We start from the raw sequence: 15,495 nt of genomic DNA, 5'->3' as shown, positions 1-15,495 counted from the left end.
AAGATATAGTTTTACAATGGAAGTTTAACAATAAATTCTGTTCCCTTGCCGGGTTCACTTATAATATGAATGTCACCGCTATATAGATTTATTATATGCTTTACAATAGATAGCCCAAGGCCTGTGCCACCCATGTTTCTTGAACGTCCTTTATCTACTCTGTAAAATCTTTCAAAGATTCTTGAGTGATGCATTTCCGGAATCCCTATGCCCGTATCTTTTATTGAAATCACTGTATTCCCATTATTTTTTTCTGCTTTAACGCAAATTTTTCCATTTTCAACATTATACTTAATTGCGTTATCAATTAGATTAATTAACATTTGTTTTATTCTGTTTCTACTGGCTATAATCTGAATATGGGAGGGAACAGTTGAAACCTCAAGAAGAATATTCTTTTTGTCCGCTGAAGATTTTAATATAAGGACAACTTCATCAATTATTTGCCTTAAATCTATTTCCATTACACTGTCATCTTTTCGCATAGCCTCTATTTCCGACAGCTGCAAAATATCGTTAATGAGAGTATAGAGCCTCTCAGCTTCAATATCAATAATATCAAGGAACTTTACAGCTACTGTGGTATCCTCAATAGCACCGTTCTTTAAAGTTTCAACAAATCCTCTTATTGATGTGAGGGGAGTCTTCAATTCATGAGTGACATTTGACACAAATTCGGTGCGTATTTGCTCCAATTTTCTTACTGAAGTTATATCATTAAGAGTAATTACTGCTCCGGCTGTTTGGTGTTTTCCATCTGATGATTTAATTGTGTTAGTATAGATTCTGTATATTTTATCTATTCCCAGTGAAGGGGAAAACATTACAATCTCGTCAATCAACGAGGAATCATTTTTAATTGTTTCCCGTAATAATGAATTAACTTTAGAATTTCTCGTTATATCTATAAGATTCTTACCAATAATTCCAGGTCCGTACTGGACATCAAACATATCGCAGGCTGTGGCATTTATGATAATAATTTTTGAGTTGTTATCAATAGCAATTATACCATTTCGCATACTATTAATAACTGTATCTACCTTTACATTTTTATCCATTATACCACTGAGAGTTTCATCAAGTTTATCGGCCATTTCATTAAAGGTTAACGCTAACTGACCAATCTCGTCCTTATAATTCACATCAACTCTCTTTTTGTAGTTACCTCCGGCTATTTCTTTAGATGTATTAATTAGATGGTAAACGGGTTTTGTAATAAAACTGGATAATTTTAATGAGATAAGTAAAGTAAGTAACAAACCTGCCAGAATTCCAAGCAATGTATAATATAAAAATGCTTTATTTATAGCATTAAGCTGATATAAAGGCACAGAAATTCTTATAATAATGTGATGCTCGCTAATTGGCAGAGCAACATACAAATAAGGCATTCCCATAGTGGAACTGAAGCGTTGGTCTTTTCCTGTTTGACCTTGGATAGCTTCTTGAACTTCTTTTCGATTTAAATGGTTTGTCATTGTATCGATATTAGAGTCGGAGTCACCTAGTACTTTTCCCTGAAAGTTAATAATTGTTATTCTGGTGGCCAAAGGGAAATTTTTATCTTTATCTGTTCTGGAATTAAGAAGATATGCATAATCTTTTACAAACTTGTTAAAGTCCAAGTTGCTTTTAGCAGAGGTCTCTTTTACTATATCGTTTTTGAGCAGAACAGCAATACTTTCTATATTATTTTGAACCTCCAGCTTGTAGAAATATCTGGCCATTGCAGAGGTAAAAATACCTGCAGTGGTTATACCAATTATTACTAACATTACGGAGTATTGAATTATTTTTTTTCTCATTTATTTCAGGGCACCCCCATTAGCGATAAATTAATACATCTAATTAGCTGAATCAGGGTTCTTATCAGTAAAACGGTAGCCTATTCCGCGAACAGTTTCGATATAAGTAGGATTTTCATCATTATCTTCAATTTTTTGTCTTAAATATCTTATATGAACATCAACTGTTCTAGTTTCTCCGTAATAATCAAACCCCCATATTTTATCCAAAAGATGCTCTCTGGATAAAACCTTGCCCTTGTTAAGAACCAGCATTTTAAGAAGTTCAAATTCTTTTAGTGGCATTTCCAGAAGCCTGCTGCCTTTGTATACTTCTCTTCTGTTGCAATCGATTGTAATCTCACCATGTGACAAGACATCGATTTTCGGCTCCGTAGCTGTATTAACTCTTCTAAACAAAGCTTTAACTCTGGCAACAAGTTCTCTTACACTAAAAGGCTTTGTAATATAGTCATCGGCCCCAAGCTCCAGTCCCAATACTTTATCAAATTCCTCACTTTTAGCAGTTAACATAATTATTGGAATAGTCTTTGTATTAGTTGTTTGCTTCAGGTTTCTGCAAACTTCAAGCCCGTCTATACCGGGGAGCATAATATCCAGAATAAATAAATCCGGTATATTTTCAGAACTATATGCCAACAAATCTTCTCCATTATCAAAAACATTAACCTTAAAGCCGTTGGCCTCAAGGTTATATTTTATCAATTGTTGAATATGCATTTCATCTTCTACTACAAATATTACTTGTTTAGACATTCTGTCACCCCATAAAATTAAAATTTATTCATTTTTCCGGGCCAAATGATCATGGGAACCCGTTACATTGAAAACCACCCATTCTGCTATGTTGGTAGCATGGTCTCCAATCCTTTCCAGATATTTCACTATAAACATATAATCAGTAGCCTGTTCTACAGTTTCAGGGTTGTTCTTCATTATATTAATCAGTTCAAGAACAATTTTTGAAAATAAATTATCTACTGCATCATCACTGTTGCAGACCTCTTTAGCAAGAGCAATGTCATGCTTTACATAGGAATCAATGGATTTAGTAACCATTTTTTTCGCTAAGTCAGCCATAAGAGGTATATCAATCAGTGGCTTAACTTGCTTTAAATCAGCCATTCTGATTGTTAATTCGGCAATATCTGCAGCATGGTCTGCTATTCTCTCCATGTCAGTAATAATTTTAAGTGCTGTGCTTATTGCTCTAAGGTCTTTTGCCAGCGGTTGCTGTCTTGCAATCAGATTTATACAAATCTTTTCTATTTTACTCTCCATATCATCAATGGTATCATCACTTTCAAATACTTGTTTAGCAAGACTAACATCCTGTTTCTTGAAAGCGATAACAGAGTTTTCTATAGATTCCTCAACCAGTGCTGACATTTTTACCATAAGTCCGTGCAAATGTTCCAGTTCTTTGTCAAATGAATTTCTTACCATTAATAATCACCTCTTAACCAAATCTTCCTGTTATATAGTCTTCAGTTCTCTTATCTTTTGGATTGCTGAACAATTGGTTTGTATTGCCAAATTCAACTACCTCCCCGTGGAGGAAAAAAGCTGTCAAATCTGATATTCTTGCTGCCTGCTGCATATTATGCGTAACTATTACAATAGTATAATTTTGCTTCAATTCTTCAATTAAATCCTCTATCTTAAGAGTTGAAATCGGGTCAAGAGCTGACGTAGGCTCATCCATCAAAACAACTTCAGGCTCTACAGCTAAAACCCTTGCGATGCAAAGACGCTGCTGCTGACCACCTGATAAACCCAATGCATTCTGTTTTAATCTGTCCTTAATCTCGTCCCAAAGGGCACTGTTTCTGAGACTCTTTTCAACTATATCGTCCAGTTTGGACTTAGACTTTATCCCATGAATACGAGGCCCGTAAGCAACATTATCATATATAGACATTGGGAACGGATTAGGCTTTTGGAATACCATTCCAATATTTTTTCTTAACTCAACTATATCATATTCCTTATAAACATTCAAACCGTCGAAATAGACATCACCATTAATCCTGACTGATGCCACCAGATCGTTCATTCTGTTTAAAGTCTTCAAGAAGGTAGATTTACCGCAGCCGGAAGGGCCTATAAATGCAGTAACCTTGTTGCTGGGAATTTCTAATGAAACATTCTTTAACGCCTGCATATCTCCATAGTAAAGATTAAGATCCTTAGTAACAATTCTATATTCGTTAGTCATGTTATCATTCCTTATACAAAAAATATTTACTTGTGCAGATTAATAATATCAATATATTTTTAATGCAGGTTTAATTCTGTGTTAATTCGGTGTTAATAATGTATATATTTTTTATTATTAACATAAACACAAAAATATATAAATTTTGTTCCAATAGGACAAAACTAGAATATAGATTTCAGATATGAGTTAACATTATATTAACACACGTTTAACATGACTTTACTTTTAGACTATTGCTCCAGATGCTATTATTACAATATTAGGAGGAGTGTTTATGACAGAATCGACAAGTACTTTTCAGAATAAAAAAGCTGTAAACAGCAGGATAAAAAGAATGAGGGTTTCAAATGTAATTGCGAGAAACATCCTGTTTTTGTTTGCAATAATTACGATATTAACGACCATAGGAATCATTGCTTCATTATTAAAGGATTCCATAGGTTTCTTTTCAAATGTATCAATTACGGACTTCCTTTTCGGAAGGAAATGGACACCCTTATTCAGCGAACCTAGCTTTGGCGTGCTACCTCTGGTTATGGGGACATTAATAATCACATTAGTATCAGCAGTTATATCAATTCCCATTGGGTTGCTTACTGCAATCTATCTCAGCGAGTATGCCAACAAAAGAGTAAGAAAGATTATAAAACCTATTCTGGAGGTTCTGGCAGGAATACCTTCAATAGTATTCGGATATTTTGCATTGACCGTAATAACACCACTAATCAAAACTTTTTTGCCACAGACGGAAATTTTTAATGCACTTAGCGCCAGTATTGCCGTTGGTATTATGACTATACCATTGGTTTCTTCACTGAGTGAGGACGCATTAAGAGCTGTTCCGGATAGCTTAAGACAGGGGGCACTTGCTTTAGGCTCAACTAAAATGGAAACTTCCTTGAAGGTAGTTGTTCCGGCAGCAATATCTGGAATTTCCGCTTCCTTCGTTCTTGCAATTTCAAGAGCTATAGGCGAAACAATGATTGTAACAATCGCTGCAGGAGCAAGGCCCAACCTTACATTTAATCCGTTGGAAAGCGTACAAACCATGACTTCGTTTATTGTACAGGCAAGTCAGGGCGATAACCCTCACGGAACAGTAGGTTACTATTCATTGTTTGCCGTAGGACTGCTATTATTCCTTATTACACTGGGACTTAATATTCTTTCTCATCACATGGTTGAAAAATACAGAAAGGAATATTAAAAGCATAATATCGGAGGTAATTGTATGAATCAGATTAAGTATAGAAAAATGAAAAATTCAATTTTTCACGGAGTAATTTTTTGCGTAACGCTAATAGGAATAGTAGTACTTGTCATTCTGCTGGCTGATATTATAAGGAGAGGAGTACCCTTTCTTACAAAGCAATTTTTTACAAATTTCCCATCTCGTTTTCCTAAAAAAGCAGGAATACTGCCCGGTATTTATGGTAGTGTGTATATTATAGTGTTGACAATACTTTTTGCAGTCCCAATAGGTTTGGGGACGGCAGTATATTTAGAGGAATACGCTAAAAACAATCGTTTTACAAAGTTTATTAAAATTAATATATCAAACCTGTCGGGAACTCCGTCCATTGTCTACGGATTACTTGGACTTACTGTCTTTGTAAAAACTCTTGGTTTAGGAAAAAGTATTTTAGCCGGAGCTTTGACCATGTCGCTGGTTGTACTGCCTATAGTAATAGTTTCCTCACAGGAAGCTATAAAAGCTGTGCCACAGTATTTGAGACACGGCTCCTATGCACTGGGTGCTACAAAGTGGCAGACCATCAGAAAAATTGTTATACCGGCGGCACTTCCCGGAATATTTACGGGAGTCATACTTTCTGTATCAAGGGCACTGGGGGAAACTGCGCCACTTATTATGGTAGGGGCGGCAACATACGTTTCAAAGCTCCCTGAAGGATTAAATTCTATATTTACGGCATTACCAATGCAAATATATTATTGGATGGGACTTCCGAAAGAACAGTTTAAGGACTTAGCTGCTGCAGGTATTATAGTACTTCTGGGAATTCTTTTAACTACAAACGCAATTGCCATTGTTCTGAGAAATAAATATCAAAAATCCATAGAATAATTATTTTTTCTGCATTATAATACTTATTAAAATATTTGATACTCAGGAGATAATAATGAGAAGAAAAGACAGGCAAGTAACGGATTTGGATGAAATAGTTGAAATTATAGAAAGATGTGATGTTTGCAGAATTGCTTTATCAGATGATAATATGCCTTATATTATACCTATGAATTTTGGTTACGAAGTTGTTGACAGCAATATCATTATATATTTGCATTGTGCAAATGCAGGAAGAAAACTTGACATATTAAAAAACAACAATAGGGTATGTTTTGAAATGGATTGCAAACATAAGCTGGTAACAGGGACAAAAGCCTGTGACTGTTCAATGGAATTTGAAAGTGTTATAGGAGATGCTGTTGCTCATGTACTCATTAATAATGAAGATAAAATTCATGGTTTGAACCTCATAATGAAAAAATACACTCAAAGAAATGACTACACATATGAAGATAATCATCTAAAGGGAGTAACGGTTTTAAAACTTGTTTCAACCGGATTTACTGCAAAAAGAAAACAGCGTTAATCGACACTTCATAGAAAAAGCGGGTCTGAATAGGCCCGCTTTTTCTATGAAAAAAAATGTGTTAATAATTCTTAATAATGACTTAACAATAATTAACCAAATCCCAATATGGACTTTAAAAACAAATTATATAATTTAATCATAATAAATTACAGTTAATTGCAAAAACTAAGCAGGATTCAATTTGGGAGGTATAAAAATGATTAAATTAGTAAATATGAAAAGAGTGGTTTCATTAGCGTTAGGCGTTGCCTTAGCCGTTTCGGTGACAGCTTGCGGAAGCAGTACAAAGAATGATAATGCCAGTAACTCCAATCTAAGCGGAAAGATAGTTATAGACGGGTCAAGCACTGTTTACCCGGTAACATCAGCTGTTGCTGAAGAATTTAAGAACGAGCAGTCCGGGGTTGAGGTATCAGTAGCTATGTCAGGAACCGGCGGAGGAATGAAAAAGTTTACTGCTGGGGAAATAGATATATGTGATGCTTCCAGAAAAATAAAACCGGAGGAAGTAGAGGCAGCAAAAGCAAAAGGTATAGATTATGTAGAACTTGAAATTGCATATGACGGAATTTCTGTTGTTGTTAACAAAGATAACACTTGGGCTGAAACTATTACTGTAGATGAACTGAATAAAATATGGGGTAAGGACAGCAAAGTAAAGACTTGGAAGGAAGTAAATCCTGCATGGCCAGACGAGCCTATTAAATTATATGGTCCGGGTACAGATTCTGGTACATTTGAGTTCTTTACCGAAAAGATTAATAAAAAGGCAAAGGAATCAAGAACTGACTACACTCCAAGTGAGGATGACAATGTTCTGGTTCAGGGTATATCCGGTGACAAAGATGCAATGGGTTATTTCGGATTCGCATACTATGAAGAGAATCAGGATTCATTAAAGGTATTGAAAATTGATTCAGGGAAAGGACCTATTGAGCCGACTGCAAAGACAATTAAGGATAAGACCTATAGTCCTTTATCAAGACCATTGTATATTTATGTAAACAAAAATAAACTTAATCAATCCCCGGTTAAGGAATTTGTAAAGTTTTATATAGATAAAGCAGAACAATTAACCAAAGAAGTAGGCTATATACCTCTCGAAAGCTATGATGCTGAAAAAGCTAAGCTTAAATAAGTAATGAATTGTGATAAAACGTGGCACTTTTACTTAGGTGCCACGTTTTATATAAAATTCTTAATATCTCCAGAGGGGAATGGAAAATGATTGTGACAAAAATACGCAGAAAAATAATAAAAACTAATATAAGGCTTCGTATACAACTACTTATTGTACTTATAACAGTAACACTTATTCCAATAATTGCAGTAAGCACTACAACTTACGTAACAACAATAGGAAAAATAACCGAACTTTCATTAAACAATCTTAAATCTGATTCCTATAATACCATGAACAATTTAGAAGTAAAAATAAAAAGCTTGGACAGTACCATTAAGGGAGTGGCTTCTCAGCCTGCCTTTTTAGTAGGACTTGAAATGGCAAACAGTGTTAATGCAAAGATGGATACAGCAACCTACAGCGGAATTCAGCTTTCAATGAGAAATGTTGTAGAAGGCTCAGAGGGACTCATTGAAACAATGTATTTGTGTAATAAAAACGGAAAAGTGATAGCTTCAGCAGCCAAAAAATCAAAAACATCAGGAATAGTTAATTTTTACGATACGCAGCTTTTTGAAAGAATAAGAAAAGATACAAATAACGAAGTTTTAGTGGGAAATTACATAACTTTAAAAGAAACAAACAAAAAAGTAATACCGGTTACAAAACCAGTCAAAAGTCTTGCAGGCTTCAGTGGTACAATAACTGCATTAGTGGACTATGATAAATTCTTCAAACTTGATAAGAGCAAAATAAAAAGCGAAATTATTGTATTGGACAGTGGTTTTAAAATTATATACGATACGGACAACAGTAAAGTAAACAGCAAAATTCCAATCAAGGGAGCTGTATATGGTGAAAATACTACTTATATGGATTCTGGAATAAAAAAAATAGCCCACTTGGAGAAGTCAGGTCTTGCAAATTGGACTGTATGTGCTCAAATGAGTCATAGCAAAGTTATGCTGCCTGTGAATCAATACATTCTTATTCTTATAATTGTTTTAGTATTATCGCTTCTCCTTGCCACAATTATCTCCATTATTTATTCAAAATATATATCAAAACCTGTAGTTGAACTTACTACACAAATAAAGAAAATTGAAGAAGGCTTTTTGGAAGTTCACTTTACCGAAAAAAGCAATATATCAGAAATAAACAGTTTAAGAAATGCATTTATGAAAATGGTAAGCAATCTGAATATACTTATATCAGGTATCAGTTCGGCATCAAAGGAAATAGATGAAATGTCCGCTCTCATGTACAGCGAGGCCAGTGAATCATTTGAAAAATCAGAATATACTCAAAAATCTATATCAAACATTAATGTCAATATTAAGAATCAAGCAGACAATACAAATTATGCAGCGGCAGAGATAAAAAGTCTTGCAGCTCAGATTGCTACCACAAGGGAGCACTCAAACAATGTCTACAACTTTCTTGACAGACTCAACAGTTCAGCGGAAAGAGGCAAGAGCCAAATGGATAAGCTGGAGGCAAATTCGACACTTAATCTTCAAAGCATAAGTAAAATGAATGAAATGATAGTTGGACTACAGACACAAATGCAACAGATAAATTCTATAACTGCTACAATTCAGAGTATAGCAAAACAGACACAACTGTTATCACTTAATGCCAGAATAGAGGCTTCAAGAGCAGGAGAGTCAGGCAAAGGATTCGCCGTAGTGGCGGAAGAAATTAAGGAATTGTCTAATCAGACAAACTCACAGGCAGGGGTAATAAGAAAAATGATTGAAAGCATTGTACAGAATTCCAACAATCTTAGCATGGGTTTTGAAGAGGTAAGCACAGGAACGGATTCTCAAAACAGCTGTATAAATGAAACTAAAGAGTGTTTTCAGGAAATCCAAAAGAATATAAACAATATAAATACTCGCCTTTATAATATAACTGATTATTTACATGAAATGGATAAACAAAAAGACAATCTTGTATTACTGGTTAATCAAATAAATAACGCTGCCGAAGAGATAGCAAACAGTTCTGACGATGTGCATCAGTACACTAAAAATAATATTACTTCCGTAAAAAAAGTCCATGAAAAATCAAACATATTTAAGAGCTTATCTAAAAAGCTGAATTCATCTGTAGGTTTATTTAAAGTTTAGAAAATACCGGATGGGGTATAAAAAACAGGTTTGAGAATATCAAACCTGTTTTTTAATGTATTATTTCACTTCAAACAATTTTTCAAGATCAAGAATAAGTACTATACGACCGTCTCTTTCAATAACGCCGCTGAAAAACTTACCTGAAATACCTGAAATAAGCTCAGGTGCAGGCTTTACTTCAGAATCTTCTGCGCTGAATATTTCCATTACCTCATCAACGAGAAGGCCAACGTTTGATTGATGATTCAAAATAATAATTCTTGTATTGTCATCAGATTCTTTTGGTGAATATCCAAATTTCTTTCGTAAATTGAAAACTGTATGGACTTTTCCTCTTAAATTAATCAATCCATCAATATACTCAGGTGTATCAGGAACTTTGTAAATATCTGTAATTCTCTCAATAATATTTACATTATTTATACTAATTGCAAATATCTCATTATTTATCTTAAATAAAACCAATTGCGTAGACATTTTACAATTACCTCCCCAAAATATTTCTTGTACAAACATTATATCAGTAATAGTAAAATTCGGCAATCGTTTAACTTCTGTAACTTCCGTTTATCTTAACATAGTCATAGGAAAAATCACATGTCCATATCCTGTCTGAAACATTTCCTTTTTTAAGATTTATTTTAATGATAATTTCTTTTTTCTTGAGTAATTCCTTTGCGGCAGCTTCGTCAAAATTAGCGGCAGCTCCGTTCCGACAGACAAGGATATCTCCTATATAGATATCTGTAAGATTAGGGTCAAAGGAAGCTCCTGAGTATCCTACAGCTGTAAATATTCTTCCCCAATTTGCATCTTCTCCGAAGATAGCTGTCTTTACCAAAGGAGATTTAGCAACAGTACTGACAACTTTATAAGCATCGCTTTCATCACCGGCACCGTCAACCTGAATTTCAATAAGCTTTGTAGCTCCTTCACCGTCTTTAGCCATTAGCTTTGCAAGGTAAGTACAAACAAACATCATCGCATCAACAAATTTTGAATACTCATAGTCTTCTTTAACAATGGCATCATTATCTGCAAAACCATTGGCCAGTACAAAAACAGAATCACAAACACTGGTATCTCCATCTACGGAAACTCTGTTAAAAGTCTTTTTTACACATTGCTTAAGGGCTTTATCAAGAAGGCTTCTTGAAATATTTGCATCTGTTGTGAGTATACCTATCATAGTAGCCATGTTAGGGTGAATCATTCCCGAACCCTTTGCAATACCGCCGATACGAACAGTTTCACCTTGAAGCTCAATATCAACAGCTATTTCCTTTGGCATCAAATCGGTAGTCATAATAGCTTCTTCTGCGTCCGACCCGCCTTGAGAGCTTAGGGCATTAACAGCCGAACGAATACCTGATCTTATGGAAGGCATATTCAGCTTTGTACCTATAACTCCGGTAGCGTTTACCAGAACATCCTGAGCATCGCACTGTAAAAGCTCCGCAGTTAACTCGGTCATTTCCTTTGCATCCTTATAACCTGTTTCTCCAACACAGGCGTTGGCATTTCCACTATTGATTACAATCGCTCTGGCAAAACCATTCTTAATATGTTCCATTGAAACTTGCAGGGAGTGTCCTTTTACAACGTTGGTTGTAAATACGCCTGATGCAACGGCTGTATCCTCAGAACAAACTATCGCAAGATCCTTCCTGTTATTTTTCTTTATTCCGCAGGCAACTCCTGCAGCCTTAAAGCCTTTGGGAGCAGTAACACCACCATCAATAATATTCATGTGAACCTCCATGTGCCTATTCAGGCTCTATTTAAATTTGAATACAAATAATAACATCTTTATTTTAAGTTGATTATACATAATTATGCAGAATGAATCAATTTAAATTTGACATATATTCAATCTAAACTAAAAATATTATGCTATAATAGTTCTGCCTTTAATCTATGCAATTTATCGGAGGAAAAAATGAAATACAAAGCCATATTGTTTGATTTGGATGGGACGCTTATAAACTCACTGGAGGATTTGGCCGACAGTGCCAATGAAGCTTTAGAAAAACACGGCTTCAAGACTCACCCAACTGAATCATATAAAAAGTTTGTAGGAAACGGAGTACGTAACCTGATAAAAAACGCTGCTCCTGACGGAATAGATGACACAACAGTGGAGAAGTTACTGGAAGACTATCATACAATATACAATAAAAATTATGTAAACAAAACAAAAGCTTATGCAGGAATACCTGAAATGTTGGATAAGCTTAAAAAAGCAGGGATAAAAATGGGAGTCTGCTCAAATAAACCCCATAAACCTACAAATGAGATAGTTGAAAAATTATTGGGATATGAATATTTTCAGGTAGTATTTGGCGAACGGGAAGGAATACCACGTAAGCCTGACCCCACTTCACTGATAGAAGCTGCACAAAGATTGGGAGTTGCACCTGAGCAAACCATATATGTGGGAGATTCAGGAGGCGATATGGAGTCAGCAAATAATGCAGAGATGCTGGCAGCCGGAGTGTTATGGGGCTTTCGTGAAGAAGCAGAATTATTGGCATGTGGCGGAAAAATACTGTTGACTTCGCCTTTAGAACTGTTTTACTTTGTAACTGCTGCTCAGAGGGATTAAATTTATTGCAATCCTTGACACTGGAATATAAGATTGTATATAATTTTATCAAGAATGGCAATGAAGGATAGAAGTAGTTTTATGTTTTCTGGCTAAAGAGAGGGAACGGATGGTGCGAGTTCTTGCAGAGCATTTTACGAAGCAGTTTCCGGAGCTTCTGTCCGGTAAAAAGGATAGACGTACCCACGGCGTTATTGTGGATTGACTAAGAGCCCCTATTTGGGGAATTAGGGTGGTACCGCGTGAGATATCTCTCGTCCCTTTATTTTTGGGATGGGAGTTTTTTTATGTAAAGAACTTCTTAAAAAATGAAGACCAATATACTTTGAAAGGACGAATATAAATGCAAAAACTAGGATTAAATGAATTAAGAGAACGTTATCTGAAGTTTTTTGAGAGCAAGGGACATTTAAGGCTTGCAAGTGCTCCTTTGGTTCCCAAAAATGACCCAAGTCTATTGCTTATTAACTCAGGAATGGCACCATTGAAGCCATTTTTTACGGGACAAGAAGAACCTCCCAGAAAAAGAGTAACAACCTGTCAAAAATGCATAAGAACACCTGATATAGAGAATGTTGGAAAGACGGCACGTCATGGTACTTATTTTGAAATGCTGGGTAATTTTTCTTTCGGGGATTACTTTAAAAATGAAGCTATTCCATGGGCTTGGGAATTTGTAACTGAAGATCTGAAAATGCCTGTTGAAAAGCTATGGGTAACAATTTATGAGGATGATGATGAGGCTTTTGATATATGGCACAAGGTTGTAGGGTTGCCGGCTGAAAGAATTGTACGAATGGGCAAAAAGGACAATTTCTGGGAACATGGTACTGGCCCTTGCGGTCCTTGCTCAGAAATATACTTTGACAGGGGGCCTGAAAAAGGTTGTGGAAGCCCGGACTGTAAGGTCGGTTGTGAGTGCGACCGCTATGTAGAATTCTGGAACAACGTTTTTACCCAGTTCAACCGAGATGAACAGGGCAACTATACAAGACTTACACACCCAAACATAGATACCGGAATGGGGCTTGAAAGGCTTGCATGTATTTCACAGGATGTTGATAATCTATTTGAAGTTGATACTGTTTGGAATATACTTGATTACATCTGTAAAACAGCAGGAGTTGAGTACAAAAAATCCGAGAAAACAGATGTATCCATCCGTGTAATTACAGACCACATCAGAAGTACAACAATGATGGTATGCGATGGAGTTTTGCCGTCAAATGAAGGCAGAGGCTATGTTTTAAGAAGACTACTGAGAAGGGCTGCAAGACACGGCAGGTTATTGGGCATAAATAAACCTTTCCTGTATGATGTAGCCATGGTTGTAATAAACGAATCAAAGGAAGCCTATCCGGAGCTTGCTGAAAAGGCTGGGTACATTAAAAAGGTTATAAAAATAGAGGAAGAGAGATTTGAGGCTACTGTTGATCAGGGAATAGTTATTCTCAATGATTTTATTGATGAAATAAAAGCTAAAAAGCAGGAAGTAATACCCGGTGAAATGGTTTTCAAACTCCATGATACCTATGGATTCCCACTTGATTTGACCAGAGAAATTGCAGAAGAAAACGGTCTGGGAATTGACGAGGACGGTTTCAAAAAGGAAATGGACGCTCAGAGGAAGAAAGCAAGAGATGCTCACAACAGCAAGGACACATCGGCATGGTCTGACAGTGTTTTTGACAAACTGGACAAAAGTCAAAAAACAGCTTTCGTAGGGTATGAAAATATAGTTTGCGAATCTGTAATATTGTATATAGTTAAGGACGGAGAAATTGTTGATACCGCTCAAGAAGGAGACGAAATTACCGTTATTCTTGATAAAACTCCATTTTATGCTGAAATGGGAGGTCAGGTAGGCGATTCAGGAGCTCTGATTGCAAAAAATGGCGTAATAAAGATTGAAAACTGCACAAAAACCGCTGATGGTAAATTCCTGCATACAGGCTTTGTTGAAACCGGTCTTGTAGAGACAGGGAGCACTGTTACGGCTTCAATAGATGAAAAGAGAAGAACTGCCATAAACAGAAACCATACGGTTACTCATTTGCTGCACAAGGCACTGAGAACTGTATTGGGAGACCATGTTCATCAGGCTGGTTCTCTTGTAGAGCCAAATAAATTAAGATTTGACTTCAGCCATTTTTCAGCAATGACTCCTGAAGAACTTAAAAAGGTTGAGGATATGACAAACGAGGCTATTCTCAACAGCATGGAAGTTGATGTAAAAGAAATGCCTATTGATGAAGCCAAAAAACTGGGAGCAATGGCATTATTTGGCGAGAAATACGGTAATACGGTAAGAGTAGTAAAGGTAGAGGATTATAGCGTAGAATTGTGCGGAGGTACTCACCTGAAAAATACAGCTCAGGCCGGTCTTGTTAAGATTCTTGGTGAAAGCGGCGTAGCAGCGGGTGTAAGGCGTCTTGAGGCACTAACAGGGGAAGCGGCCATAAGATATTACACAGAGAGAGAAAACCTGTTGAACGAAGTTTCACAGGCTTTAAAGGCAACTCCACAGGATAGCCTTAAAAAAGTCGAAAGCCTGGGACAGGAACTAAAAAATGCAGAAAAGGAAATAGAGCAGCTTCGTAACAAGCTTGTAAGCGGAGAATCAGAGAGCGTTCTTGCCAATGCAGTTGAAGTAAAAGGCGTAAAAGTAGTTATGGCGAGATTTGACACTATGGATATGGAAGGCCTTAGAAATACAGGAGACATGCTGAAAAATAAGCTTGGTTCAGGAGTTATTGTTCTTGGCTCAGGCTATGGCGATAAGGTAAGCTTTGTTGTAACTGCTACAAAGGATGTTGTGGCGAAAGGAATCCATTCGGGAAATATCATCAAGGAAGTAGCAAAAACTGCCGGAGGCGGCGGTGGAGGACGTCCTGATATGGCACAGGCAGGCGGTAAAGACTTGTCAAAGATTGATGAAGCATTGAAGTCTGCTGTTTCTATTGTGGAATCACAAATTAAATAAAT

General features: G+C 36.1%; 13 protein-coding genes and 1 other annotated feature. Of the genes, 7 read left to right on the top strand and 6 right to left on the bottom strand.

Going from position 1 to position 15,495, the window contains the following annotated elements:
- Nucleotides 1–11 precede the first annotated feature (11 nt).
- Genes pnpS through pstB form a run of 4 tightly spaced genes read right to left on the bottom strand, consistent with a single transcriptional unit; the run spans nt 12 to nt 4,026 of the window.
- A complete protein-coding gene (gene pnpS / locus P0092_RS14110) occupies nt 12–1,808 on the bottom strand; it encodes a two-component system histidine kinase PnpS (protein ID WP_004622107.1) in 1,797 nt (598 codons plus the stop codon).
- A 39-nt stretch (nt 1,809–1,847) separates the two neighbouring features.
- Nucleotides 1,848–2,564, bottom strand: coding sequence for a response regulator (locus tag P0092_RS14105; protein WP_004622106.1), 717 nt, complete (start codon nt 2,562–2,564; stop codon nt 1,848–1,850).
- 24 nt (nt 2,565–2,588) lie between these two features.
- Entirely contained in the window at nt 2,589–3,254 is a 666-nt protein-coding gene (gene phoU / locus P0092_RS14100) for a phosphate signaling complex protein PhoU (protein WP_004622105.1), read from the bottom strand.
- Nucleotides 3,255–3,267: 13 nt separating this feature from the next.
- Entirely contained in the window at nt 3,268–4,026 is a 759-nt protein-coding gene (pstB, locus tag P0092_RS14095; RefSeq protein WP_004622104.1) for a phosphate ABC transporter ATP-binding protein PstB, read from the bottom strand.
- A gap of 277 nt (nt 4,027–4,303) precedes the next feature.
- On the opposite strand from pstB, the gene pstC reads away from it, so the two are divergent.
- The 5 genes from pstC to P0092_RS14070 all read left to right on the top strand — a co-directional run bounded on the left by pstC (nt 4,304) and on the right by P0092_RS14070 (nt 9,902).
- Nucleotides 4,304–5,236: a phosphate ABC transporter permease subunit PstC gene (gene pstC, locus P0092_RS14090; RefSeq protein ID WP_004622103.1), complete on the top strand. Its 933-nt coding sequence runs from the start codon at nt 4,304–4,306 to the stop codon at nt 5,234–5,236.
- A gap of 24 nt (nt 5,237–5,260) precedes the next feature.
- Nucleotides 5,261–6,115 (top strand): phosphate ABC transporter permease PstA, encoded by an 855-nt coding sequence (pstA, locus tag P0092_RS14085; RefSeq protein ID WP_004622102.1) that lies wholly within the window; start codon nt 5,261–5,263, stop codon nt 6,113–6,115.
- A 55-nt stretch (nt 6,116–6,170) separates the two neighbouring features.
- On the top strand, nt 6,171–6,644 hold the full coding sequence (locus tag P0092_RS14080) for a pyridoxamine 5'-phosphate oxidase family protein (RefSeq protein ID WP_004622101.1): 474 nt from the start codon (nt 6,171–6,173) through the stop codon (nt 6,642–6,644).
- A 199-nt stretch (nt 6,645–6,843) separates the two neighbouring features.
- Nucleotides 6,844–7,785: a PstS family phosphate ABC transporter substrate-binding protein gene (locus P0092_RS14075; protein WP_004622100.1), complete on the top strand. Its 942-nt coding sequence runs from the start codon at nt 6,844–6,846 to the stop codon at nt 7,783–7,785.
- An 86-nt stretch (nt 7,786–7,871) separates the two neighbouring features.
- On the top strand, nt 7,872–9,902 hold the full coding sequence (locus tag P0092_RS14070; RefSeq protein WP_004622099.1) for a methyl-accepting chemotaxis protein: 2,031 nt from the start codon (nt 7,872–7,874) through the stop codon (nt 9,900–9,902).
- A 60-nt stretch (nt 9,903–9,962) separates the two neighbouring features.
- Here P0092_RS14070 and P0092_RS14065 read toward each other — a convergent pair whose 3' ends face one another.
- Both P0092_RS14065 and argJ read right to left on the bottom strand, forming a co-directional pair.
- On the bottom strand, nt 9,963–10,382 hold the full coding sequence (locus P0092_RS14065; protein WP_004622098.1) for a chemotaxis protein CheW: 420 nt from the start codon (nt 10,380–10,382) through the stop codon (nt 9,963–9,965).
- 70 nt (nt 10,383–10,452) lie between these two features.
- The gene (argJ, locus tag P0092_RS14060; RefSeq protein WP_004622097.1) at nt 10,453–11,655 is read right to left on the bottom strand and encodes a bifunctional glutamate N-acetyltransferase/amino-acid acetyltransferase ArgJ; all 1,203 of its coding nucleotides are present in this window, start codon (nt 11,653–11,655) and stop codon (nt 10,453–10,455) included.
- 189 nt (nt 11,656–11,844) lie between these two features.
- Here argJ and P0092_RS14055 point away from each other — a divergent pair, with 189 nt between their 5' ends.
- Together P0092_RS14055 and alaS are read left to right on the top strand one after the other, a co-directional pair.
- Entirely contained in the window at nt 11,845–12,510 is a 666-nt protein-coding gene (locus P0092_RS14055) for an HAD family hydrolase (RefSeq protein ID WP_004622096.1), read from the top strand.
- Nucleotides 12,511–12,561: 51 nt separating this feature from the next.
- Nucleotides 12,562–12,775, top strand: a binding site (T-box leader).
- A gap of 78 nt (nt 12,776–12,853) precedes the next feature.
- Complete coding sequence (gene alaS, locus P0092_RS14050; RefSeq protein ID WP_004622095.1) at nt 12,854–15,493, top strand: alanine--tRNA ligase; 2,640 nt, start codon at nt 12,854–12,856, stop codon at nt 15,491–15,493.
- Nucleotides 15,494–15,495: the final 2 nt, after the last annotated feature.

This window comes from Ruminiclostridium papyrosolvens DSM 2782 (assembly GCF_029318685.1).
In the GTDB taxonomy this organism is placed as follows: domain Bacteria; phylum Bacillota; class Clostridia; order Acetivibrionales; family DSM-1351; genus Ruminiclostridium; species Ruminiclostridium papyrosolvens.
The sequence above is the reverse complement of the archived record's forward strand: the minus strand, read 5'-3'. Positions and strand labels throughout refer to the sequence as shown.

Bases quoted from the DNA above. Each gene is read 5' to 3' on its own strand.
- pnpS (WP_004622107.1), bottom strand. From the start codon at position 1,808: ATGAGAAAAAAAATAATTCAATACTCCGTAATGTTAGTAATAATTGGT.
- P0092_RS14105 (WP_004622106.1), bottom strand. From the start codon at position 2,564: ATGTCTAAACAAGTAATATTTGTAGTAGAAGATGAAATGCATATTCAA.
- phoU (WP_004622105.1), bottom strand. From the start codon at position 3,254: ATGGTAAGAAATTCATTTGACAAAGAACTGGAACATTTGCACGGACTT.
- pstB (WP_004622104.1), bottom strand. From the start codon at position 4,026: ATGACTAACGAATATAGAATTGTTACTAAGGATCTTAATCTTTACTAT.
- pstC (WP_004622103.1), top strand. From the start codon at position 4,304: ATGACAGAATCGACAAGTACTTTTCAGAATAAAAAAGCTGTAAACAGC.
- pstA (WP_004622102.1), top strand. From the start codon at position 5,261: ATGAATCAGATTAAGTATAGAAAAATGAAAAATTCAATTTTTCACGGA.
- P0092_RS14080 (WP_004622101.1), top strand. From the start codon at position 6,171: ATGAGAAGAAAAGACAGGCAAGTAACGGATTTGGATGAAATAGTTGAA.
- P0092_RS14075 (WP_004622100.1), top strand. From the start codon at position 6,844: ATGATTAAATTAGTAAATATGAAAAGAGTGGTTTCATTAGCGTTAGGC.
- P0092_RS14070 (WP_004622099.1), top strand. From the start codon at position 7,872: ATGATTGTGACAAAAATACGCAGAAAAATAATAAAAACTAATATAAGG.
- P0092_RS14065 (WP_004622098.1), bottom strand. From the start codon at position 10,382: ATGTCTACGCAATTGGTTTTATTTAAGATAAATAATGAGATATTTGCA.
- argJ (WP_004622097.1), bottom strand. From the start codon at position 11,655: ATGAATATTATTGATGGTGGTGTTACTGCTCCCAAAGGCTTTAAGGCT.
- P0092_RS14055 (WP_004622096.1), top strand. From the start codon at position 11,845: ATGAAATACAAAGCCATATTGTTTGATTTGGATGGGACGCTTATAAAC.
- alaS (WP_004622095.1), top strand. From the start codon at position 12,854: ATGCAAAAACTAGGATTAAATGAATTAAGAGAACGTTATCTGAAGTTT.